The organism is Streptomyces sp. NPDC024698 (assembly GCF_055559015.1).
Genome location: NZ_JBVHLK010000001.1, coordinates 457862 through 478643, shown reverse-complemented (window position 1 = coordinate 478643; position 20782 = coordinate 457862). Strand labels below are relative to the sequence as shown.

Sequence of the window (20782 nt, the reverse complement as noted above, 5' to 3'; positions counted from 1 at the left end):
GAAGCGGTGGACGTCGAACGCATGCTGCACCTCACCGGTCTCGGACACCGGGGGAACACCGACCCGGCGCGGGTCCTGCGCGAGGACGCGCTGCTCGCCGCCGTGCTGCTCGCCGCCGACGCCACCGTGGAGCTCACCGTGCACACCGGCGGCCGGCACGCCGACGCGCTCGGCTGGACCCTGCTGACCGGCGCGCACCTCGCGGTGATCTTCCGGCGGCGTGCCCCGCTCGCCGCGTTCCTCGCCCTCGTCGCCTGCGTCGCCCCGTACCACGCGCTCGACTTCGACCACAGCGCGCCGCTGCTCGTCTCGATGACCGCGCTGTTCACCGTCGCCGTCACCGGGAGCCCGCCGCGCTCCCTGGTCATCGGCTGCGGGGTCATCGGCATCATGCTCACGGTCAAGTTCGCGCAGGGCACCGCCGAGGGCACACAGGCACTGCGCGTCGCCGGCTGGATCGTCGCGTTCATCGTGCTCGGGGTGTACGTCCGGGTGCACGGGCAGTACGTCGCCTCGGTCGTCGAACGGGCCGAGCGCGCCGAACGCACCCGCGAGGAGGAGGCCCGCCGCCGGGTCGCCGAGGAACGGCTGCGCATCGCCCGGGACCTGCACGATCTGCTCGCCCACAGCATCACCCTCATCGGGGTGCAGACCTCCGTCGCCGCCCACGTCCTGACCGCAGACCCCGACCGGCTCGACCGGACGGCCGTCGCCAAGGCCCTCGACGACATCTCCGGGACCTGCCGCAGCGCCCGCGGCGAACTGCGGACCACCCTGGAGGTGCTGCGCGACTCCGAACACGGCGCCGGCGACGGCCGGGGGCCGCTGCCCGGCCTCGACGGGGTCCCCGACCTGGTGGCGGCGGCCCGCGCGGCGGGTACGGAGGTGGAGCCGCCGGCCGCGGTGGGAGCCGACGGCGTTCCCTCCGCCGTGGGCGCCGCCGCCTATCGCATCGTCCAGGAGGCGCTGACCAACGCGGTACGGCACGCGGGCCCCGGGGCGAGCGTCCGCGTGGACCTGGGCACGGACGGCCTGGCGCTGCGGGTGCGGGTCACGGACGACGGCCTCGGCGACACGGGCGGTCCGCCCGGCTTCGGCCTGGTGGGCATGCGGGAGCGGGCCCGCAGCGTGGGCGGCACGCTGGAGACCGGGACACGGGAGGAGGGGGGATTCGCCGTGGTGGCGGTACTGCCCCTTCAGGGCGGGACGCGATGACCATCCGCGTGGTCCTCGCCGACGACCAGCACCTCGTACGGGCCGCGTTCGCCATGCTCGTGGAGTCGGCGCGGGACATGGAGGTGGTCGGACAGGCGGCCACCGGCCGGGAGGCCGTCGAGCTGGCCCGCTCCGGGCGCGCCGACCTGGTCGTGATGGACATCCGCATGCCCGACCTGGACGGCATCGAGGCGACCCGGCTCATCGCCGCCGATGAGGACCTCGCCCGGGTCAGGGTGCTCGTGCTCACCACGTACGACACCGACGAGCACGTCGTGGAGGCGCTGCGCGCGGGTGCCTCCGGCTTCCTGGTGAAGGACACCAGGCCCGCCGAACTCCTCGACGCGATCCGCACGGTGGCCGCCGGGGACGCCCTGCTCTCGCCGGGGCCCACCGCCCGTCTGGTGGCCCGCTTCCTGCGCGCCCCGTCCGCCCCCGCGCTCACGCCGGGCGGTCCCGAGGGGCTCTCCGACCGCGAGCGCGAGGTGCTCACCCTGGTCGCCCGCGGCCTCAACAACACCGAGATCGCGGCCGCGTTGGGGCTCAGCCCGCTCACCGCCAAGACCCACGTCAGCCGCATCATGGGCAAACTGGGCGCCCGCGACCGGACCCAGCTGGTCATCGTGGCGTACGAGTCGGGCCTGGTGACCCCGGGGGCCTGACGATCCACCACCGGGTGCTGTGGCCATGGGTATCGCCGTGGGCCCCGGGGCACATTAGACGCACGGACATCCCACGTCCCATGTTCACGATCGATGCCCGACGCAGCCGACACGGCCGACACGGCCGACGCAGTCCAGGGAGCGCCATGACCAGCAGGAGCCAGACGCTCGCGTTCGCCGCCGCCACCGGACTCCTCACCGCCCTCGTCGCCACCGGCGGCACCGCCTCCGCCGCGCCCCGGGGCGGCGGCGGGGGCTGCGCCTCCTCGGTCCCGTACACCGCGGGCCAGGACGGCTACGACACCTACCGCATCCCCGCGACCGTCACGACCGGGGCCGGCACGCTGCTCGCCTTCGCCGAGGGGCGGCACAGCGGGGCGGGCGACACCGGGAACATCGACGTCGTCCTCAGGCGCTCCTCCGACGGCGGCTGCACCTGGGGCCCGCTGCGGGTCGTCGCCTCGGGGGACGGGGACACCCGCGGCAACCCGGCGCCCGTGGTGGACCCCGGAACCGGCCGGATCGTCCTGCTCACGTGCTACAACGGCGGTGCCGTGACCGAGGCGCAGATCATGCGGGGCGAGGTGACGGCGGAACGGGGCCGGCGCGTCTTCGTCCAGACCAGCCGTGACGACGGGCGGCACTTCACCGACCCGCGGGAGATCACCGGCGAGGTGAAGCGGCCTGGCTGGCGCTGGTACGCCACCGGGCCGGGCCACGCGATCGCCCTGCGCCACGGACCGCACGCGGGGCGCCTGGTCGTGCCCGCCGACCACTCCGCGGCCCCGCCCGCCGGTTCCTCCGACACCGGCCAGGAGGCCAGGTACTACGGGGCGCACGCGCTCTACAGCGACGACGGCGGGCGCACCTGGCGGCTCGGCTTCGTCGACGACACCTACGACGGACTCGACAACGCCAACGAGAGCTCGGTTGCCGAACTCCCCGACGGGCGGCTCTACTTCACCTCGCGCGACCAGAACGGCACCCGTCCGGGCAACCGCCTCGACGCGTACTCCGGCGACGGCGGCGAGACGCTGGACCGTCCGTTCACCGTCCAGTCAGCCCTGGACGACGTCCCCGTCGTCCAGGGAAGTGTCCTCCAGCCGACGGGCCGCCGCGCCCCGCTCCTCTTCTCGGGCCCCTCCGTCCCCACCGCCCGCCGGTCCATGGCCGTCTGGCGCAGCACGAGCGCCGGCGCCGACTTCGTGAAGGCCACCACCCTCTCGACGCGGCCGGCCGCCTACTCGGACCTGGTCCAGCTCGGCTCCTCCCGGGTCGGCATCCTCTACGAGACCGGTGACACGGGCCCGTACGAGTCCATCGCGTTCCGGCGCCTGCCGGTCGGCGGTCTCCTCGGGTAGCTCAGAGCAGTCCCGCCGACGCCAGATACTTCCCGACGAGCTCGACCTCGCCCGGCGACAGCGGCACCTGGGGTTCCGCCGTCGCGGGGCAGTCGATGACGCCCCGCAGGCGCAGCGCGGCCTTGAAGGCCCCGAGCGCCGAGGAGCTGCCGCCCATCCGGGCCGGGTCGCCGACGCCCACCAGACCGAACAGCTCGCACAGCCGCTCCTGTTCGGCCCGCGCCCGCGCCCAGTCACCCGCCGCGCACAGTTCGTAGAGCCGGACGTAGCCCACCGGGTCCACGTTGGCCAGACCGGGGACGACGCCGTCCGCGCCTAGGGCCAGCGCCGCGTCGACGACCACCTCGGAGCCGGTCAGCGCGGTGAAGCCGTCGATGCCGGGCCGCGTACGGGCACCGGTGACGACCGTGCGGAAGCCGCCGAGGTCGCCGCTGGAGTCCTTGAGGCCCGCGAGGACGCCGTCGGCGGCGAGTTCGAGGACCACGTCGGGGCTCAGCTTGCTGTGGACGGAGGCCGGCAGGTCGTAAGCGAAGACGGGCAGCCCCGCGCGGGCGGCGACGAGACGGAAGTGGCGGGCGATCTCCACGGGATGGGTGCGGGTGTAGAAGGGGGCCGTGACGACGATCGCGTCCGCGCCCGCGGCCCGGGCGGTGCGCGCGTGGTCCAGGACGCGGGGCGTCGTCATGTCGATGGCGCCGGCCAGGACGGGGAGCTGACCGCCGACGTGCCCCGCCGCCGTCTCCACCACCAGCCTGCGCTGCGCGTCGGTCAGATAGGCCACCTCGGACGTCGAGCCGAGGACGAACAGACCGTGCACCCCGGCGTTCACGAGGTGGTCGATCAGCCGGGTGAGCGACGGGACGTCCACCTCGCGGTCCGGTGTCAGGGGCGTGCAGACGGGCGGTACGACACCGGTCAGCGGGGCGGGCAAGGTCATGAAGACTCCCTGATGTGCTGCTGGGGCGGAACGTCGGCCGGGGCGGCGGCCCCCGTGGCGGCCTCCGCGGCGGACCCGGTCCGCGCGGACTCCGCCTGCGCGACGAGGGTGCGCGTGGGCCGGCCCTCCTCCACAGGATGGTGGCACCGGAAGCGGTGCCCGGGGGCCGACGTGGCCGTGAACTCCGGCATCCGGGTCGCGCACTCCTCGTCCGCCCGCCAGCACCGGGTACGGAAGGGGCAGCCGCTCGGCGGGCGCGTCGCCGAGGGGACGGGCCCCGTCAGCGGGATCGGCTCGACCGGGTCGAGCAGGCCGGGCGTCGCCGAGAACAGCGCCCGGGTGTACGGGTGACGGGACCCCTCGGTGACCTCCCCCGCCGGGCACTCCTCGACGATCCGCCCGAGGTACATCGTGATCACCCGGTCGCTCATCCGTCGCACCGTCTGGATGTCGTGGGACACGAACACCAGGGCCAGGCCCAGACGTTCCCTCAGATCGAGGAGCAGGTTGAGGATCTGCGCGCGCACCGACACGTCCAGCGCGCTCGTCGGCTCGTCGGCCACCACCAGGCCGGGGTCCAGCGCCAGTGCGCGGGCGATCGCCACGCGCTGGCGCTGACCGCCGGAGAGCTGGCCGGGCAGCGCGTCCGCGAGGGCCCAGGGCAGACCGACCAGGGACATCAACTCCCGCACCCGGTCGGCGCGTTCGACGGCGCTGCCGCGCCGGTGCACATCCAGCGGGTCGCGCAGGATCCGGTGCACGGGCAGCCGGCGGTTCAGGGCCGTCGACGGGTCCTGGAAGATCATGCCCGTGCCGGCCCCGACAGCCGTGCGCCGCTCGTCCGGTCGCAGGGACCACAGATCACGGCCACCGAACGTCACCGTGCCGGACGTCGGCCGCTGCACCCCCACCAGCACCTTCGCGAGCGTCGACTTGCCGCAGCCCGACTCGCCGACGACCCCGATCGTCTCGCCGGGCGCGACGGTGAGATCGGCGCCGGTCAGGGCGTACACCCGGTCCCGGGTGAACACACCGCCACTGCGCGCCTTGTGGACGACGTGCGTGTCGGTGAGCCGCACGAGCGCGTCCGCCGGACGGACGGCGGCCCCGGGAAGCGGCCCGGTCATGCGACGGCTCCGGCCGCCGCCGGGAGGATCATCACGTCACGGCCTCGCTCTCCGTGGTCACCAGGTCGACGGCCGGATGGTGGCAGGCTGCCGTGTGGGTGCGGGGGCCGACGAGGTCGGGCGCCGTCCTCCGGCACGTCTCGTCCGCCATCGGGCACCGGTTCGCGAACCGGCAGCCGGCCGGGAAATCCGCGGGGGAGGGGACGACCCCCCTGATCTGCGTCATGCGCTCCGCCGCCGACTCCAGGGACAGGACGCTGCCGAGCAGCCCGCGGGTGTAGTGGTGCGCCGGGGACTCCACCAGGTCCGCCGTCACCCCCGTCTCGACGATCTGGCCGCCGTACATCACGACCACCCGGTCGGTGACCGCCGAGATCAGCGCCAGATCGTGCGAGACCAGGACCAGGGCGAAGTCCAGTTCCGCCCGCAGCCTCAGCAGCAGCTCCATGACCTGAGCCTGGACCGTCACGTCCAGCGCCGTGGTCGGTTCGTCCGCGACGATCAGCGCGGGCTCCCGGGACAGCGCCATCGCGATCAGCACCCGCTGGCGCTGGCCCCCGGACAGCTCGTGGGGGTAGCTGCGCAGGGTGCGCTCGGGATCGAGGCCGACCAGGACGAGGAGTTCGCCCGCCGTGCGCCGGCCGCCCCGCCGTATCACCTGCTTGAGCTGCGCCCTGATCGTCATCGCCGGGTTCAGGGACGACAGGGCGTCCTGGTACACCATCGCCATCTCGTGGCCGAGCAGCCGGCGCCGTACCCGCATCGGCTCGCCGACCAGCTGCCGCTGCCGGAAGCGGACCTGGCCGCGTACCCGCGCGCCCTTCGGCTCCAGGCCCATCACGGTCAGGGCCGTCAGCGACTTCCCGCAGCCCGACTCGCCGACCAGGCCCAGGACTTCACCGGGGTACACCTCGAAGCTGATGCCGTCGACGATGTCCACTCCGGCGTGCCGGTCCGCGAAGCCGATGGCCAGCCGTTCGACGGCCAGCACGGGCTGCCCGCCCGTGACCGGCGGCCGGGCCCGTGCGCGCAGCCGGGCCGCGGCCCGCGCCAGACCGGGCAGTTCGACCACCGTGCCGCTGCCTGGCTCCGGGGCTTCGAGCCGGTCCTCGGCGGGCGGCACGGACACCTCGCGGGCGGCCGGCGCGGCCCACGCGTCGGAGACGCCCTCGGAGAGGATGTTCAGCGACAGCACGGTGAGGAGCATCAGCAGGCCCGGGAAGACGGTGGCCCACCAGCCGCCGGTCAGCACCATGTTCTTGCCGTCCGCGATGACACTGCCCCAGGACGGGTCGGGGGGCCGTACCCCCGCGCCGATGAAGGACAGCGAGGCCTCGAACACGATGGCCTCGGCGACCTGCACGGTGCAGAACACCAGGACCGGGGCCGCGCAGTTGACGGCCACGTGCCGCAGGACGATGTGCGGGGTGCGGGCGCCGATCACCTGCTCGGCGGTGACGTAGTCCTCCCCGTACTGGGCCAGGACGTTCGCCCGTACGACGCGGGCGACGGGCGGGGTGAACAGGAAGGCGATCGCGCAGATCAGGACGGTGATCCCGCCGCCGAACACCGCGACGAGCACTGCGGCGAGCGCGATCCCGGGGAACGCCATCACCACGTCCAGGGAGCGCATCAGCGTCTCGTCGACCTCCTTGCGCGAGGTCGCGGCGAGCGCGCCGAGCAGCGCGCCCACGACCAGGGCGAGCGCGGTGGCGCCGAGACCGATGGCCAGGGACCAGCGCGCCCCGTACATCAGGCGGCTGAGGATGTCCCGGCCGAGGCTGTCCTGCCCCATCCAGTGTGCGGTCGTGGGATGCCCGGTGCCGTCGGTCTGGGGCTGCTGGTCGAGCGGGTCGTCCGGCGCGAGCAGCGGGGCGAACACCGCCACCACCAGGACCACGGCCAGGAAGCAGACCGCGATCCTGGACAGCGGCGGCAGTCTGCGCAGGCCGCGCAGCCGGACACCGGGCCGGGCCAGGGCCTCTGCCAGTTCCTTCCGCGTGATCATCGGGTCGCTTCCCTCAGTCGTGGGTTGACCAGCAGATACAGGATGTCGATGACGAGGTTCACGACCACGAAGCCGATGGCCGTGGTGAGGACGACGCCCTGCACGACCGCCGGGTCCCCGTTCTGCACGGCGTCGATCATCAGCTTGCCCATGCCGGGCAGCGAGAAGATCGTCTCGATGACGACCGCCCCGCCCAGCAGATAGCCGACGCGCAGCCCCAGCACGGTGAGCGGATTCATCAGGGCGTTGCGCAGGACGTTGCGGCCGACGACCACCCGGGGCGGCAGTCCGCTGCCGATCGCGGTGCGGACGTAGTCCTTGTCGAGCTCCTCGACCACGGAGGTCCGGACGATCCGGGTGAGCTGGGCGGCGACCGGCAGGGACAGCGCGAGTGCCGGAAGCGCCATGGTCTTCAGCCAGCCGGTCAGCGAGTCGGCCGGGTTGACGTAGCCGCCGGTCGGGAACCAGCCCTGGCCGACGGCGAGGTACTGGATCATCAGCAGGGCCAGCCAGAATCCGGGTGCCGCGACCCCGGTCAGGGACACCACCCGGATGATCTGGTCGGGCAGCCGGTCGCGGTGGATCGCGGCCGTCACCCCGCCGAGCAGCGCCAGCACCACCGCGATGCCGAGCCCCAGGAAGGTGAGCTGGAGGGTGAGCGGCAGCGCGGTGGTGACCTGGTCGACGACCGGCGCCCTGGTCAGCGCGCTGGTGCCCAGGTCGCCGTGCAGCAGGTCACCCACGAAGTGGAAGTACCGCACCGGCAGCGGATCGAGCAGCCCGTTCCGCTCTCTGAAGTCGTGCAGCTGCCCGGGGGTCGGGTTGGCGCCCTGGAAGAACGCGGACGCCGGGTCGACGTCCGAGAACCGCATCACCAGGAACACGAACAGGACGATCCCGAGCATCAGCGGTACGAGCAGCGCGATCCGGCGCAGCAGGATCCTGACGATGGCGACCACGTACGAACTCCCCGTCGCCTAGACCCACTTGGCTTGCAGCAGGTTGATGCCCGGGTAGGGCTGGGGCCTTATCCCCGAGAGGCGGCGCGGATTCCACGCCGTCATCAGCTCGTTGTGCACGACCGGGTAGAGGACGGCCTGTTCGGCGACGACGTCGATGTAGTCCTGGATCATCGTCTTCTTCCTGTCGGCGTCCGGTTCCCGGGTCGCCCGGTCCATGTCCTTGAAGAGCTGCCTGGCGACCGGGTCGCCGGCCCAGCGGGCATAGCCCATCCAGTGGTTCTGGGTGCCGTAGTTGTAGTGCATGATCAGGTCGGCGTCGAGGCCGAACTGGTTGGGGTTCGAGGCGGCGGCGACGACCTGGTAGTCCTGCTTCTGGTCCATCTTGGTGAACACGGCCGTGGTCTCCTGCGGGGACAGCGTCGTCTCGACACCGATCGCGTCCCAGGACGCCTTGACGGTCGGCAGGCAGTCGACGATCCAGCTGACGTTCACCGACAGGATCTCGACCTTCAGGCCCTTGACCCCGGCCGCCTTCAGGAGCTTCTTCGCCTTCTCCGGGTCGTAGGAGTAGACGGTCTTCGCGGGCCGGTAGGAGGGGTTGGCCTCGTTGAGGAAGGAACTCGACGGCTTCCCGTGTCCCCTGAGGGCGACCTCGACCATCTTGCCGGTGTCGATCGCGTAGTGCAGCGCCTGCCGGACCCGGACGTCGTCGAACGGCTTGTGCCGGGTGTTGAACATCAGGAACAGGTTGTTCATGCCCGCGCCGCCCTGGACGGTCATGCCGCCCTGCCGCAGCCGCGCGATGTTGGCGTACGGGATGTTGTCGGCGATCTGGGCACCCGCGCTCGCCCCGGAGATCCGCGCGACGCGGGGCGCGGCGTCCACTATGGTCAGCCAGTTCATCTTCTTGAAGGCGGCCCTGCGCGGCCCGTTGTAGGCGGCGAACGCCTCGAAGGTCGTGTTGGACTTCGGGTGGTGCGCGGTCTGCCGGTAGGGGCCCGAACCGACCGCCTTGCCCTTGATCGCGTCGTCCCAGGCGCCCGGCAGGGAGAAGACGTGCTGGGGCATGATCTTCGCCAGGGTGAGCCGGGAGATCCCCTCGGGGAAGGGGAACTTGAGGACCAGTTCGACGTTCCGCGCGTCGATCTTGCGCACGTCCTTCAGCCAGGGGGCGAAGAAGCCCTTGGCGAGCGTCTGGGTCTTCGGATCGAGGATCCGGTCGAAGACGAAGACCACGTCGTCGGCGGTGACCGGCTTCCCGTCGTGGAAGGTGGCACCGGCCCGCAGCGTGAACTTCCAGGAGGTGCCGGTGAGGTCGGCGGGCACCTGGGTGGCGAGCGCGGCATAGGGCTCGCGGGAGATCGGGTCGGTGTCGAGCAGGCCCTCGTAGATGTGGTTGTTGGCGGCCATGGAGAAGGCGGACGCGGTCTGCGTCGGGTCCCAGCTGCCGTCGTTCCCGTAGCCGATCACGGCCGTCAGCGTGGCGTCGCGCCCGCTGCCCGAACCACCGGTGTCGTTCGTCGACTCCGGTCCCGACGAGCAGGCGCCGAGCGTCGAGGAGAGGGCGGCGGCCGCGCCCAGGGCCCCGGTGTACTTCAGGAACGAACGGCGGTGCGGCGTCGGAGTGGGGTTCACGTCGCGCACGGTTCCTCCAGCAAGGAGTGGTCCAGTTGAACGGTCCGGTGAGGTGGTGGAGCGGTCGGTGCGGTGGGCCCGGGACACAGGAGATACGACGTCCTACGTCATAGGGGGCAGCGCGACCATAGGAAAGGCCGCGGAGGGGGTCAAGGGCCCGCACGCGAATGGCGTATCTTCCACTGGCGCGACCAATGGCGGTAAGAATCAGGGGCAGTTGGCCGAACTTGGCGTTTAATCAGCCCGGAGGTGGGACGTCCGATGTCCAGCGAGCGTACGATGCGGCGCATGCCTGAGGAGACCGGGAACCGGCGCCGGCCCGAGCGCCGGGTGAGCAGTCAGATCCAGCGCGAGGTCATGCAGCTGATCCTCGACCAGGGACTTCCGGCCGGTGCGCCGCTGCCCACCGAGACCGAGCTGATGAACGATCTCGGGGTGAGCCGCAACTCGGTCCGTGAGGCGCTCAAGGCCCTTCAGGCGCTCGACATAGTCGAGATCCGGCACGGCTACGGCACCTATGTGGGTGAGGCGTCCATGACGCCGTTCGTCGACGGACTGACCTTCCGCACCCTCGCCCGTCCGGACGATCCGACGGCGGCGCTGGCCGAGATCCTCCAGGTCCGGGAGGTGCTGGAGGAGGGGCTGATCAGCCGGGTGGCCGAGGTGCTGACCGAAGAGGAGCTCGACCGGCTCGAAGCCGTCGTCACGGAGATGGAGATGGCGGGCGACGACGGCCGCTCCTTCCCCGAACTCGACAGCGAGTTCCACGAGTTGCTGTACGCCTCGCTCGGCAACCCGCTCGTCCCCCAGCTGCTCGGCGCGTTCTGGACCGTCTTCCGGCGGGTCGCCGCGGTGCGCGGCTGGAGCGAGGACATCACCCCGGAGGTGACGGCCCGCCGCCACCGCGACATCCTCACCGCCCTGCGGGTCCGCGACGTCGAGGGCGCACGGCGCGCGATGGCCGACCACTTCCGGGGCATCGAGGCACGGGCCGCCCAGGGCTCCCGCGGCGTGAGCTGACCGGAAACCCCTCTCACCCCGGCCGACCGGCCGGCGGTGTCGACCCCGGTCGTACGTCCCCGGTCCGATGCCCGCTCCGGGCCGTCTGCCTACGATCGGGCTCATGCATGTCACGCCGTCGCTTCCCCCGCTCAAGCGTGTTCCGCCCGGCGCCTGGGTGGCCCTGGCCTGGTGCGCCAGCACCGTGTTCACGGTCCTTGCCCGGATCAGGCTGCCCGGCCAGAACGGGCCGAACGAGATGGCCGCCGCCCAGTTCTACCGCTGGGACGGCCTGCTGTTCTTCACCGTGGCCTGCGTCCTGGCCCTGGCCGGCAGCGCCTGGCTCGGCCGCCGGCCCCTGGCCGCGCTGACCCTGCTGCTGGCGGCGGGCGCCCTGTTCACCACCAACCTCGCCGTCGCGGCGATCCAGCTCGCCCAGTACCTCGCCGTCGACGTCGCCCTGTACTTCATCGCGGCCGGCCGCTCCCGCCGCACCGGAGTGACCGGGCTCGCGATGGCGCTCGCCGTCCTGGTCGCGTGGCTGTCGGGACGGCTGGTGCAGGGCTGGGGGATCGGCACGCTCGTCGAGCTGACCGTGGCGCTGACGGTCGTCGTCGCCTGGCTGCTCGGGGACGCCTCCCGCCGTACCCGGGTCCACGCCGAGCAGCTGCGCGTCCGGGCCGCCGGCCAGGCCGTCACCGACGAACGTCTGCGCATCGCCCGTGAGATGCACGACATGGTCGCCCACAGCATCGGCATCATCGCCCTCCAGGCGGGCGCGGCCGCCCGGGTCGCGCACACCCAGCCGGACGCCGCCCGGGAGGCGATGGCCGCGGTCGAGACGGCGGGCCGGGAGACCCTCGCCGGGCTGCGCCGCATGCTCGTCGCGCTGCGGGCGGCGGACCAGGGGGACGGACAGGACCGGTCCGTCCGGACGGACCCGGACGGGCGGCCCGGCTCGTCCGCAGACCCGGGCGACCGAACCTCCGTTGCGTCCAACGGACTTGACGGTCCGGGCGAGGACAGCGAATCGGCCACGCCGGGCCCGGCCCGCGGACCCGCGGCGACGGACCTCACCGGGGCCGCCGACGACGACCGCTTCGGCACCGCGCGGTCCGTGCCGGCGCACCCCGCCGAGGGGCTGGCCGACCTCGACCGCCTCGCCGCCGCAGCGACCGCGGCCGGGGTCCGCGTGGACATCCACTGGACCGGCGAACGGCGTCAACTCCCGGCGGACGTCGACCTGTCGGCGTTCCGGATCGTCCAGGAGTCCATCACCAACGTCTTACGCCACGCGGCGACGACCGTCTGCCGGGTGACCGTCGACCACCGGGACACCGAGGTCGCGGTCGAGATCACCGACGAGGGCCGGGGCAGGGGCAGCGCCACGGACACCGGATTCGGCCTCATCGGCATGCGCGAGCGGGCCGCCCTGCTGCACGGCGAGTTCACCGCGGGCCCGCGCCCCGAGGGCGGATTCCGGGTGAGCGCCCGCCTTCCGCTCCCGGCCACCGGTGGGGCGGACGCCCGATGACGGTACGCGTGGTCCTCGCCGACGACCAGCAGCTCATTCGCACGGCCCTGCGCATGGTCATCGCCGACATCGCCGACATCGAGGTGGTCGGCGAGGCCGAGAACGGCGAGGAGGCGGTGGCGCTCGCCGGAGAACTGCGCCCCGACGTCGTCGTCATGGACATCCGCATGCCCGGCATGAACGGCATCGAGGCGACCCGCCGCATCACGGCGGACACCGGAGCACCGGCGAGCCCGACCAGGATCGTCGTCCTCACCACCTTCGACGACGACGACTACGTCTACGGGGCGCTGCGCGCCGGCGCGTCCGGATTCCTGGTCAAGGACATGGGCCTGGACGACATCCTCGCGGCCGTGCGGGTGGTGGCGGAAGGGGACGCCCTCATCGCCCCCGGAGTCACCCGGCGGCTCATCCAGGACTTCACCGCCGCCCGCCCCGAACTGACCCGGGGGAGCTCCGAGTTGAAGGGGATTACCGAGCGGGAGCGCGAGGTCCTCACGCTGGTCGGCAGCGGGCTGTCCAACACCGAGATCGCCGAGCGGCTCTTCATCAGCGTGGCCACGGCGAAGACGTATCTCACCCGGCTGCTCTCGAAGCTGGACGCGCGCGACCGCGTTCACCTGGTGATCATCGCGTACGAGGCTGGGCTGGTGTCGGTGACCCGGCCGACGCGAACGCCCTGAGCCCGGCGGCTCGCTGTCCAGGACCCGTTCGAACTGGCCGATACGGCGCCCCCGGAGACGAAAACCCGCGCCCCCGGCCTCACTTGGGTGAAACCCGCGTCCTCCTGCGTCGTTCCAGTTACTGGACCGAAGAATTCCGGCACTCGGCGCACCGCGTCGAAGAGGCGGAGGAAACTGTGCAGGACTTACGGACGACGCTCGCACGGGCCGGAATCACCTCGCCGTCCCTGCGGGCCGGTCCGGCGAGCGTGGCGCGCGAGACCCCCGCTCCACCGGTCACCCTGGGCGGCTGCTCCGCCGAGGCAGCCACCCGGCTCGCGGCGGCCCCGCGATGAAGGCCGCGGCGCCGCCGGCCGGCTCCTGCGCCGTCGACACCCGCACGGGGAGGATCGGCGTGGTCATGGGGCACGAGGGGCCGTACGTGCAGCTGAGACCGCTCGGCGGCGGCAGGGAGTGGGACTGCCTGCCCGAGGCCGTGCGGCAGGCCACCACGGCGGAGCGGACCGGCGCGGCGGCCGCGTACGCCGACGCGCGCACCCGCGGCGAGGCGACCTGAGGGGCCGGGTGCCACCCGGGCCGGAGAGGTCCCGGACACCGTACGAACCGTCCGGGCCTGGCTGACCGCGTCGTAGGCGAGAATGGCCGCATGAGTCTGTTCCGCGACGACGGCATCGTGCTGCGCACCCAGAAGCTGGGTGAGGCGGACCGGATCATCACGCTGCTCACACGCGGTCACGGCCGGGTACGGGCGGTCGCACGCGGGGTCCGGCGCACCAAGTCGAAGTTCGGGGCGCGCCTCGAACCCTTCTCCCACGTGGACGTGCAGTTCTTCGCGCGGGGCAGTGAACTGATCGGCCGCGGGCTGCCCCTGTGCACCCAGAGCGAGACGATCGCTCCGTACGGTGGCGGCATCGTCACCGACTACCCCCGCTACACCGCCGGCACCGCGATGCTGGAGACCGCCGAGCGCTTCACCGACCACGAGGGGGAGCCCGCGGTGCAGCAGTATCTGCTGCTGGTCGGCGGGCTTCGTACCCTCGCCCGCGGTGAGCACGAACCGCACCTCGTCCTCGACGCCTTCCTGCTGCGCTCCCTCGCGGTCAACGGCTACGCGCCCAGCTTCAGCGACTGTGCCAAATGCGGCATGCCGGGACCGAACCGCTTCTTCTCGGTCGCGGCGGGAGGAACCGTCTGCGCCGACTGCCGGGTGCCCGGCAGCGTCGTACCCTCGCCTCAGGCCCTCGAACTCCTCGGCGCGCTGCTCACGGGAGACTGGGAGACCGCGGACGCGTCCGAGCCGCGGCACGTCCGGGAGGGCAGCGGGCTGGTGTCGGCCTATCTCCACTGGCATCTGGAGCGCGGACTGCGCTCCCTGCGGTACGTGGAGAAGTAGCGCCGACCCGGGGGGCCGGGGCGGCGACAACGCGCGGGCTCGGCACGAGCGCGCGAGAACAGCACGGAAAAAAGCAGGCAGAGCGAGGCGAGCGCCCGGCGCACGCGAGCACGTCAGAGGGAGACGAGAGACACATGGTCGTACGCGGGATCCTGGGCCGCAGGCGCCGCGAGTACAAGGCGCCGGAACCGCACCCCTCCGGTGCCCGCGCGCCCAAACTCCCCGGCGAGCTCGTCCCGGAGCATGTGGCGATCGTCATGGACGGGAACGGCCGCTGGGCCAAGGAGCGCGGGCTGCCCCGCACCGAGGGCCACAAGGTCGGCGCCGAGCGCGTCCTCGACGTCCTCCAGGGCTCGATCGAGGTCGGTGTCGGGAGCATCTCCCTGTACGCCTTCTCCACCGAGAACTGGAAGCGCTCGCCCGACGAGGTGCGCTTCCTGATGAACTTCAACCGCGACTTCATCCGCAAGACCCGCGACCAGCTCGACGAGCTCGGCATCCGGGTCCGCTGGGTGGGACGCATGCCCAAGCTGTGGAAGTCGGTCGCCAAGGAGCTCCAGATCGCCCAGGAGCAGACCAAGGACAACGACCGGCTCACCCTGTACTTCTGCATGAACTACGGAGGCCGTGCCGAGATCGCCGACGCGGCGCAGGCGATGGCCGAGGACGTGAAGGCCGGCCTCCTGGACCCGTCCAAGGTCAACGAGAAGACCATCCAGAAGTACATGTACTACCCGGACATGCCGGACGTGGACCTGTTCCTGCGCCCGAGCGGCGAGCAGCGCACCTCGAACTACCTTCTCTGGCAGAGCGCCTACGCCGAGATGGTCTTCCAGGACGTCCTGTGGCCCGACTTCGACCGGCGCGACCTGTGGCGGGCCTGCGTCGAGTACGCCCAGCGCGACCGCCGCTTCGGCGGGGCCGTCCCCAACGAGCAACTGCTCGCGATGGAGCGGGACATGAGGGGCGACGGCTCCTGACCCCCGCCACCCGCGGCCGAGCCGCCCGAGCGGGCCGTCCGCGCTCCCGGGGACGTCGACCGGCCGCGGGCGATCCTCGACCGCGATCCGACGCGCGTCCGATCCGCTCCGGGCTTCAGGCGCCGGCCGTGGCGCACTCCGCGCACGTGCCGAAGATCTCCACCGTGTGGGCCACGTTCACATAGCCGTGCTCCGCGGCGATGGCCTCCGCCCACTTCTCGACCGCCGGGCCCTCCACCTCCACCGCCTTGCCGCAGACGCGGCAGACGAGGTGGTGGTGGTGCTCGCCGGTGGAGCAGCGCCGGTAGACGGACTCGCCCTCCGAGGTGCGCAGCACGTCGACCTCGCCGGCGTCGGCGAGGGACTGGAGCGTGCGGTAGACGGTGGTGAGCCCGACCGAGTCGCCCTTGTGCTTGAGCATGTCGTGGAGCTCCTGCGCGCTGCGGAACTCGGTCACCTCGTCGAGCGCCGCCGCCACGGCGGCACGCTGCCGGGTGGAGCGGCCCCGGACGGGCGATCCAGCGGTTGTCACCGTTGCCTCCTCGCGTCTGCCCTTGCCCGGCCATTGTGCCAGTCCGGGCGGGACGTGGTCAGACGCCGACGGTGCTCTCCGGGCCACGGGTGGCCGGAATCGCGCACTCCGCCGGGTCTCCCGCGGTCTGCGCGGCGGCCAGGGCGCGGGCCCGGCGCCGGGCCAGCGGCGAGGCCAGCGCCGTCAGGGCGACGAAGGCGCCGATCGTCAGCAGGACGATCGTCGAGCCGGGCGGAACGTCCTGGTAGAACGACGTCACCGTGCCGCCGATCGTCACGCTCACCCCGATCGCCACCGCGATGGCGAAGGTCGCCGCGAAGCTCCGGGTGAGCTGCTGGGCCGCCGCGACCGGCACCACCATCAGCGCGCTCACCAGCAGCAGGCCGACCACCCGCATCGCGACGGTGACCGTGACGGCCGCCGTGACCGCCGTCAGCAGGTTCAGCGCCCGCACCGGCAGACCGGTCACCCGGGCGAACTCCTCGTCCTGGCTGACCGCGAACAGCTGGCGGCGCAGGCCCAGCGTGACCGCCATGACGAAGGCGGCCAGCAGGCAGATCGCCGTCACGTCGGACTCGCTCACCGTCGACAGCGAGCCGAAGAGGTACGAGGTCAGGTTGGCGTTCGAGCCGCCCGGCGCGAGGTTGATGAACATGACGCCGCCCGCCATGCCCCCGTAGAAGAGCATGGCCAGGGCGATGTCCCCGCGCGTCCTGCCGTACCAGCGGATCAGCTCCATGAGCACGGCGCCCAGCACGGAGACGGCCGTGGCCATCCACACGGGTGACGTGTTGAGCAGGAAGCCGAGGCCGACGCCCGTCATCGCCACATGGCCGATGCCGTCGCCCATCAGGGCCTGACGGCGCTGGACCAGGTAGATGCCGACCGCGGGGGCGATGACGCCCACCAGGACGGCGGCGAGCAGCGCCCGCTGCATGAAGGCGTAGTCGAGGATGTCCATCAGCTGAGCAGTCCCGTCCTGAGGGGTTCGGCGTCGTGGGCCGCGTGCGGGTGTACGTGGTCGTGGCCGGGCAGGGCGTGCTGGCCGACGGCTCTCGGCGGCGGGCCGTCGTGCAGGACGCAGCCGTCCCGCAGCACGACGGCGCGGTCGATCAGCGGCTCCAGCGGGCCCAGCTCGTGCAGGACGAGCAGTACGGACGTGCCCTGGGCGACCTGGTCGCGCAGGGTCGCGGCCAGCACCTCCTGGCTGGCCAGGTCCACGCCGGCCATCGGCTCGTCCATGATCAGCAGTTCGGGTTCCGAGGCCAGCGCGCGGGCGATGAGGACCCGCTGGTGCTGTCCGCCCGACAGGGCGTTCACGGAGTCCTTGGCGCGGTCGGCCATCCCGACGAGCTCGAGCGACCGCCGTACGGCCGCGTGATCGGCCTTGCGCAGGATGCCGAAGCGGGCGCGGGAGAGCCGTCCCGAGGCGACGATCTCGGTGACCGTCGCCGGCACACCGCCCGCGGCCGTGGTCCGCTGCGGGACGTAGCCCAGCCGGTGCCAGTCGCGGAAGCGGCGGCGCGGAACGCCGAAGATCTCGATCTCGCCGGAGCTGACGGCCACCTGGCCGATGATGCTGCGCACGGCGGTCGACTTGCCGGAGCCGTTCGCGCCGAGCAGCGCCACGACCTCCCCGCGCCGCACGGTCAGGTCCATGCCGCGCAGGACCGGGCGCGTGCCCAGCTCCGCGCGGACGCCCCGCAGGGACACGACGGCTTCGCTCATGACGTCCTCCACAGTGATCACCTGGTCCCGAGAGCGGTCTGGAGTGCCTTCAGGTTCGACCGCATGACCTGCATGTAGTCGCTGCCCCTGGACTTGTCCGTGATGCCTTCGAGGGGGTCGAGGACATCCGTCCGCAGCCCCACGTCCCGGGCGATCGTGCCGGCCGTCCTGTCGCTGACGAGCGTCTCGTAGAACACCGTCGTGACGCCGTCGGCCTTCGCCAGGTTCTCCAGCCCCTTCACCCGGTTCGCGCTGGGCTCCGACTCGGGGTCGAGGCCGTTGACGGCCTCCTCGGTGAGCCCGTAGCGCTCGGCGAGATAGCCGAACGCGGCGTGGGTGGTGATGAAGGTCTTGGTCCTCGTGTTCGCGAGTCCGTCGCGGAACTCGGTGTCGAGCGCGGCGAACTTCTTCCGCAGCGCGGCCATGTTCTCGTCGTAGTCCGCGGCGTCCTGCGGGTCGGCCTTCTTCAGCGCGGCCGACACGCCCTCGGCGACCTGGGCGAAGCGCACGGGATCGAGCCAGATGTGCGGGTCGGTGGCGCCGGTGTCCTCGCCCTCGCCGCTGTCGTGGGCGGCGGCGTGTCCGCCGACCTCGTTGCCGTGCTTCTCCAGCGTCGTCAGCGAGGCCGCGTCGACCTTGGTCCGCACGCCGGACTGGGCCACCGCGTCGTCGACGGCCGGCTGGAGGTTCCTGAGGTAGAGCACCGCGTCCGCGTCCTGGAGCCGCGCGGTCTCCCGGGCGCTGATCTCCAGGTCGTGCGGCTCCTGGCCCGGCCGGGTCAGGTTCGTGACGTCCACGTGGTTCCCGCCGATCTCCTCGGCGAGGTACTGGAGCGGGTAGAACGACGCGACCACGTCGAGTCTGCCGTCGTCGCGGGCATCGGCCGAGGCGGAACCCGAGCAGGCGGTGAGCGAGCCGAGGCCGAGGGCGGTGGCCGCCACGACCGCGGACCCCGGTATGAGGCGTCGTCGTACGTTCATGACAGTCATTTTCAACAAATCTGGAAACGATTGTCAACAAGCCCTCGGGCGGGCGCCCGCCCGGCTCGCGGCAACGGGTATCAAGTGGATCCAATCGGCAGGAAGCGGCCTCCCGCGGGAACCGATTTGATGCGGGGGTGGCCGACGCCGGTAACCTGAAGCATTCGCTGCCGTCCGTTCGTAATGAAGAGAGCACCGTGGCCGCCGACAAGATCGATTCCATCGTCAGCCTGAGCAAGCGCCGTGGCTTCGTTTTCCCCTGTAGTGAGATCTACGGCGGACAGCGGGCCGCCTGGGACTACGGCCCGCTCGGTGTCGAGCTCAAGGAGAACCTGAAGCGCCAGTGGTGGCGCTACATGGTCACGTCGCGCGAGGACGTGGTCGGTCTGGACTCGTCCGTGATCCTGGCCCCCGAGGTGTGGGTCGCCTCCGGTCACGTCGCCACCTTCACGGACCCGCTGACCGAGTGCACCTCGTGCCACAAGCGGTTCCGCGCCGACCACCTGGAGGAGCACTACGAGGCCAAGCACGGCCGCCTCCCGGAGAACGGCCTCACCGACCTCAACTGCCCCAACTGCGGCAACAAGGGCACCTTCACCGAGCCCAAGCAGTTCTCGGGCCTGCTCTCCACCCACCTCGGCCCGACCCAGGACAGCGGCTCCGTCGCCTACCTGCGCCCCGAGACCGCCCAGGGCATCTTCACCAACTTCGCCCAGGTGCAGGTCGCCTCGCGCAAGAAGCCGCCGTTCGGTATCGCCCAGATGGGCAAGTCCTTCCGCAACGAGATCACGCCCGGCAACTTCATCTTCCGCACCCGCGAGTTCGAGCAGATGGAGATGGAGTTCTTCGTCAAGCCGGGCGAGGACGAGCAGTGGCAGGAGTACTGGATGGAGCAGCGCTGGAACTGGTACACCGGTCTCGGCCTGCGCGAGGAGAACATGCGGTGGTACGACCACCCCAAGGAGAAGCTCTCCCACTACTCCAAGCGCACCGCCGACATCGAGTACCGCTTCCAGTTCGGCGGCAACGAGTGGGGTGAGCTGGAGGGCGTCGCCAACCGCACCGACTACGACCTCGGCGCGCACTCCAAGGCCTCCGGCCAGGACCTCTCCTTCTTCGACCAGGAAGCCGGAGAGCGCTGGACCCCGTACGTCATCGAGCCCGCCGCCGGTGTCGGCCGCGCCATGCTCGCCTTCCTGCTCGACGCCTACGTCGAGGACGAGGCCCCGAACGCCAAGGGCAAGATGGAGAAGCGCACGGTGCTGCGCCTCGACCACCGTCTCGCCCCGGTGAAGGTCGCGGTCCTGCCGCTGTCCCGCAACCCGGAGCTGTCCCCGAAGGCCAAGGGCCTGGCCGCCGCGCTGCGCCAGCACTGGAACATCGAGTTCGACGACGCCGGCGCCATCGGCCGCCGCTATCGCCGTCAGGACGAGATCGGCACCCCGTACTGCGTCACCGTCGACTTCGACACCCTCGACGACAACGCCGTCACGGTGCGCGAGCGCGACTCCATGAAGCAGGAGCGTGTCTCGCTCGACCAGATCGAGGGCTACCTGGCCGGCCGCCTCGTCGGCTGCTGACCCGGGCACGCACGAAGCCCCAGGCACGCACGAAGCCCCAGGCACGCACGAAGCCCCCGGCTCCCGAACAGGGAGCCGGGGGCTTCGCGTCGTCCCGGGCCAGGGGCTCTCCGGGCGCCGGCGGCACGGGCGCGCCCCGCCGGCCGTCCGGAGACGGGCTCAGGCCTCCTTGGGGTCGACCGTCGCCTGGTGCTTCTCGGCCAGATGTTCCTCCGCCTTCAGCCAGGGGAGGAACTGGGTGTTCTTGCGCCAGCCGCACGTCTCGCACCGGATGGTCCGCTGGACGCCCGACCGCTCCACGCGGACGGTGTGTTCGCGGCCGTGCTGGTCCCAGCGGCTCACTTTGCTCGTGTTGATCTGAAGCATGACGCCTCCTGGTTCTCCCGCTTCGCCTGCGCAGCAAGGAGTGTGCAGCATGGTGAAGATCAACGGGGATTCTCGGGAGGTGAGTTCGCGGAGTCCGGCG

General features: G+C 71.9%; 21 protein-coding genes. 11 read left to right on the top strand and 10 right to left on the bottom strand.

The annotated features are described in order from the left end of the window. Nucleotides 1–21 precede the first annotated feature (21 nt). The 3 genes from ACZ4AA_RS02100 to ACZ4AA_RS02090 all read left to right on the top strand — a co-directional run bounded on the left by ACZ4AA_RS02100 (nt 22) and on the right by ACZ4AA_RS02090 (nt 3238). The gene (locus ACZ4AA_RS02100; protein ID WP_467595095.1) at nt 22–1215 is read left to right on the top strand and encodes a sensor histidine kinase; all 1194 of its coding nucleotides are present in this window, start codon (nt 22–24) and stop codon (nt 1213–1215) included. Next, nucleotides 1212–1877 (top strand): response regulator transcription factor, encoded by a 666-nt coding sequence (locus ACZ4AA_RS02095; protein ID WP_467593782.1) that lies wholly within the window; start codon nt 1212–1214, stop codon nt 1875–1877. Before ACZ4AA_RS02100 ends, ACZ4AA_RS02095 begins: the two co-directional genes overlap by 4 nt. A 146-nt stretch (nt 1878–2023) precedes the next feature. Continuing rightward, nucleotides 2024–3238 (top strand): sialidase family protein, encoded by a 1215-nt coding sequence (locus ACZ4AA_RS02090; protein WP_467593779.1) that lies wholly within the window; start codon nt 2024–2026, stop codon nt 3236–3238. A gap of 1 nt (nt 3239) precedes the next feature. On the opposite strand, the gene ACZ4AA_RS02085 is transcribed toward ACZ4AA_RS02090, so the two are convergent. The 5 genes from ACZ4AA_RS02085 to ACZ4AA_RS02065 are packed head-to-tail and all read right to left on the bottom strand — an operon-like array spanning nt 3240 to nt 9916. After that, nucleotides 3240–4175, bottom strand: a complete 936-nt coding sequence (locus ACZ4AA_RS02085; protein ID WP_467593777.1) for a dihydrodipicolinate synthase family protein — start codon at nt 4173–4175, stop codon at nt 3240–3242. Next, a complete protein-coding gene (locus ACZ4AA_RS02080; RefSeq protein ID WP_467593774.1) occupies nt 4172–5302 on the bottom strand; it encodes an oligopeptide/dipeptide ABC transporter ATP-binding protein in 1131 nt (376 codons plus the stop codon). The genes ACZ4AA_RS02085 and ACZ4AA_RS02080 overlap by 4 nt, the downstream gene beginning before the upstream one ends. A gap of 31 nt (nt 5303–5333) precedes the next feature. Beyond that, a complete protein-coding gene (locus tag ACZ4AA_RS02075) occupies nt 5334–7310 on the bottom strand; it encodes a dipeptide/oligopeptide/nickel ABC transporter permease/ATP-binding protein (RefSeq protein WP_467593772.1) in 1977 nt (658 codons plus the stop codon). Next, entirely contained in the window at nt 7307–8269 is a 963-nt protein-coding gene (locus ACZ4AA_RS02070) for an ABC transporter permease (RefSeq protein WP_467593770.1), read from the bottom strand. Before ACZ4AA_RS02070 ends, ACZ4AA_RS02075 begins: the two co-directional genes overlap by 4 nt. A gap of 18 nt (nt 8270–8287) precedes the next feature. Then, nucleotides 8288–9916, bottom strand: coding sequence for an ABC transporter substrate-binding protein (locus tag ACZ4AA_RS02065; RefSeq protein ID WP_467593767.1), 1629 nt, complete (start codon nt 9914–9916; stop codon nt 8288–8290). 270 nt (nt 9917–10186) lie between these two features. On the opposite strand from ACZ4AA_RS02065, the gene ACZ4AA_RS02060 reads away from it, so the two are divergent. The 7 genes from ACZ4AA_RS02060 to ACZ4AA_RS02030 all read left to right on the top strand — a co-directional run bounded on the left by ACZ4AA_RS02060 (nt 10187) and on the right by ACZ4AA_RS02030 (nt 15496). Then, nucleotides 10187–10927 (top strand): FadR/GntR family transcriptional regulator, encoded by a 741-nt coding sequence (locus ACZ4AA_RS02060; protein ID WP_467595092.1) that lies wholly within the window; start codon nt 10187–10189, stop codon nt 10925–10927. A gap of 103 nt (nt 10928–11030) precedes the next feature. After that, complete coding sequence (locus tag ACZ4AA_RS02055; RefSeq protein WP_467593764.1) at nt 11031–12440, top strand: sensor histidine kinase; 1410 nt, start codon at nt 11031–11033, stop codon at nt 12438–12440. After that, nucleotides 12437–13123 carry a response regulator gene (locus ACZ4AA_RS02050; protein ID WP_467593761.1) on the top strand — a complete coding sequence of 229 codons (687 nt, stop codon included), beginning with the start codon at nt 12437–12439 and terminating at the stop codon, nt 13121–13123. The genes ACZ4AA_RS02055 and ACZ4AA_RS02050 overlap by 4 nt, the downstream gene beginning before the upstream one ends. A 176-nt stretch (nt 13124–13299) precedes the next feature. Further along, nucleotides 13300–13458 carry a hypothetical protein gene (locus tag ACZ4AA_RS02045; RefSeq protein ID WP_467593758.1) on the top strand — a complete coding sequence of 53 codons (159 nt, stop codon included), beginning with the start codon at nt 13300–13302 and terminating at the stop codon, nt 13456–13458. Beyond that, nucleotides 13455–13679 carry a hypothetical protein gene (locus ACZ4AA_RS02040; RefSeq protein WP_467593755.1) on the top strand — a complete coding sequence of 75 codons (225 nt, stop codon included), beginning with the start codon at nt 13455–13457 and terminating at the stop codon, nt 13677–13679. Before ACZ4AA_RS02045 ends, ACZ4AA_RS02040 begins: the two co-directional genes overlap by 4 nt. Before the next feature lie 90 nt (nt 13680–13769). After that, nucleotides 13770–14516, top strand: coding sequence for a DNA repair protein RecO (gene recO / locus ACZ4AA_RS02035; RefSeq protein ID WP_467593752.1), 747 nt, complete (start codon nt 13770–13772; stop codon nt 14514–14516). A 134-nt stretch (nt 14517–14650) separates the two neighbouring features. Continuing rightward, nucleotides 14651–15496 carry an isoprenyl transferase gene (locus tag ACZ4AA_RS02030; protein WP_467593749.1) on the top strand — a complete coding sequence of 282 codons (846 nt, stop codon included), beginning with the start codon at nt 14651–14653 and terminating at the stop codon, nt 15494–15496. Between the two features lie 115 nt (nt 15497–15611). Here ACZ4AA_RS02030 and ACZ4AA_RS02025 read toward each other — a convergent pair whose 3' ends face one another. From ACZ4AA_RS02025 to ACZ4AA_RS02010, 4 genes are read right to left on the bottom strand one after another with little or no spacing between them, the layout of a single operon-like run. Then, nucleotides 15612–16028 carry a Fur family transcriptional regulator gene (locus ACZ4AA_RS02025; RefSeq protein WP_467593746.1) on the bottom strand — a complete coding sequence of 139 codons (417 nt, stop codon included), beginning with the start codon at nt 16026–16028 and terminating at the stop codon, nt 15612–15614. Nucleotides 16029–16086: 58 nt separating this feature from the next. After that, nucleotides 16087–16989 (bottom strand): metal ABC transporter permease, encoded by a 903-nt coding sequence (locus ACZ4AA_RS02020; RefSeq protein ID WP_467593744.1) that lies wholly within the window; start codon nt 16987–16989, stop codon nt 16087–16089. Continuing rightward, a complete protein-coding gene (locus tag ACZ4AA_RS02015; protein WP_467593741.1) occupies nt 16989–17756 on the bottom strand; it encodes a metal ABC transporter ATP-binding protein in 768 nt (255 codons plus the stop codon). The genes ACZ4AA_RS02020 and ACZ4AA_RS02015 overlap by 1 nt, the downstream gene beginning before the upstream one ends. Nucleotides 17757–17773: 17 nt before the next feature. After that, nucleotides 17774–18736 (bottom strand): metal ABC transporter substrate-binding protein, encoded by a 963-nt coding sequence (locus ACZ4AA_RS02010; RefSeq protein ID WP_467593739.1) that lies wholly within the window; start codon nt 18734–18736, stop codon nt 17774–17776. Between the two features lie 197 nt (nt 18737–18933). Between ACZ4AA_RS02010 and ACZ4AA_RS02005 the strand changes: the two genes are divergently transcribed. Then, nucleotides 18934–20316 carry a glycine--tRNA ligase gene (locus ACZ4AA_RS02005; RefSeq protein ID WP_467593736.1) on the top strand — a complete coding sequence of 461 codons (1383 nt, stop codon included), beginning with the start codon at nt 18934–18936 and terminating at the stop codon, nt 20314–20316. 159 nt (nt 20317–20475) lie between these two features. Here the strand turns inward: ACZ4AA_RS02005 and ACZ4AA_RS02000 are convergent, their stop codons facing one another. Then, nucleotides 20476–20682: a hypothetical protein gene (locus ACZ4AA_RS02000; protein WP_451405180.1), complete on the bottom strand. Its 207-nt coding sequence runs from the start codon at nt 20680–20682 to the stop codon at nt 20476–20478. Nucleotides 20683–20782 lie beyond the last annotated feature (100 nt).

Coding starts and splice junctions, on each gene's coding strand:
- ACZ4AA_RS02100 (WP_467595095.1), top strand. CDS start 22: ATGCTGCACCTCACCGGTCTCGGACACCGGGGGAACACCGACCCGGCG.
- ACZ4AA_RS02095 (WP_467593782.1), top strand. CDS start 1,212: ATGACCATCCGCGTGGTCCTCGCCGACGACCAGCACCTCGTACGGGCC.
- ACZ4AA_RS02090 (WP_467593779.1), top strand. CDS start 2,024: ATGACCAGCAGGAGCCAGACGCTCGCGTTCGCCGCCGCCACCGGACTC.
- ACZ4AA_RS02085 (WP_467593777.1), bottom strand. CDS start 4,175: ATGACCTTGCCCGCCCCGCTGACCGGTGTCGTACCGCCCGTCTGCACG.
- ACZ4AA_RS02080 (WP_467593774.1), bottom strand. CDS start 5,302: ATGACCGGGCCGCTTCCCGGGGCCGCCGTCCGTCCGGCGGACGCGCTC.
- ACZ4AA_RS02075 (WP_467593772.1), bottom strand. CDS start 7,310: ATGATCACGCGGAAGGAACTGGCAGAGGCCCTGGCCCGGCCCGGTGTC.
- ACZ4AA_RS02060 (WP_467595092.1), top strand. CDS start 10,187: ATGCGGCGCATGCCTGAGGAGACCGGGAACCGGCGCCGGCCCGAGCGC.
- ACZ4AA_RS02055 (WP_467593764.1), top strand. CDS start 11,031: ATGCATGTCACGCCGTCGCTTCCCCCGCTCAAGCGTGTTCCGCCCGGC.
- ACZ4AA_RS02050 (WP_467593761.1), top strand. CDS start 12,437: ATGACGGTACGCGTGGTCCTCGCCGACGACCAGCAGCTCATTCGCACG.
- ACZ4AA_RS02040 (WP_467593755.1), top strand. CDS start 13,455: ATGAAGGCCGCGGCGCCGCCGGCCGGCTCCTGCGCCGTCGACACCCGC.
- recO (WP_467593752.1), top strand. CDS start 13,770: ATGAGTCTGTTCCGCGACGACGGCATCGTGCTGCGCACCCAGAAGCTG.
- ACZ4AA_RS02030 (WP_467593749.1), top strand. CDS start 14,651: ATGGTCGTACGCGGGATCCTGGGCCGCAGGCGCCGCGAGTACAAGGCG.
- ACZ4AA_RS02020 (WP_467593744.1), bottom strand. CDS start 16,989: ATGGACATCCTCGACTACGCCTTCATGCAGCGGGCGCTGCTCGCCGCC.
- ACZ4AA_RS02015 (WP_467593741.1), bottom strand. CDS start 17,756: ATGAGCGAAGCCGTCGTGTCCCTGCGGGGCGTCCGCGCGGAGCTGGGC.
- ACZ4AA_RS02010 (WP_467593739.1), bottom strand. CDS start 18,736: ATGAACGTACGACGACGCCTCATACCGGGGTCCGCGGTCGTGGCGGCC.
- ACZ4AA_RS02000 (WP_451405180.1), bottom strand. CDS start 20,682: ATGCTTCAGATCAACACGAGCAAAGTGAGCCGCTGGGACCAGCACGGC.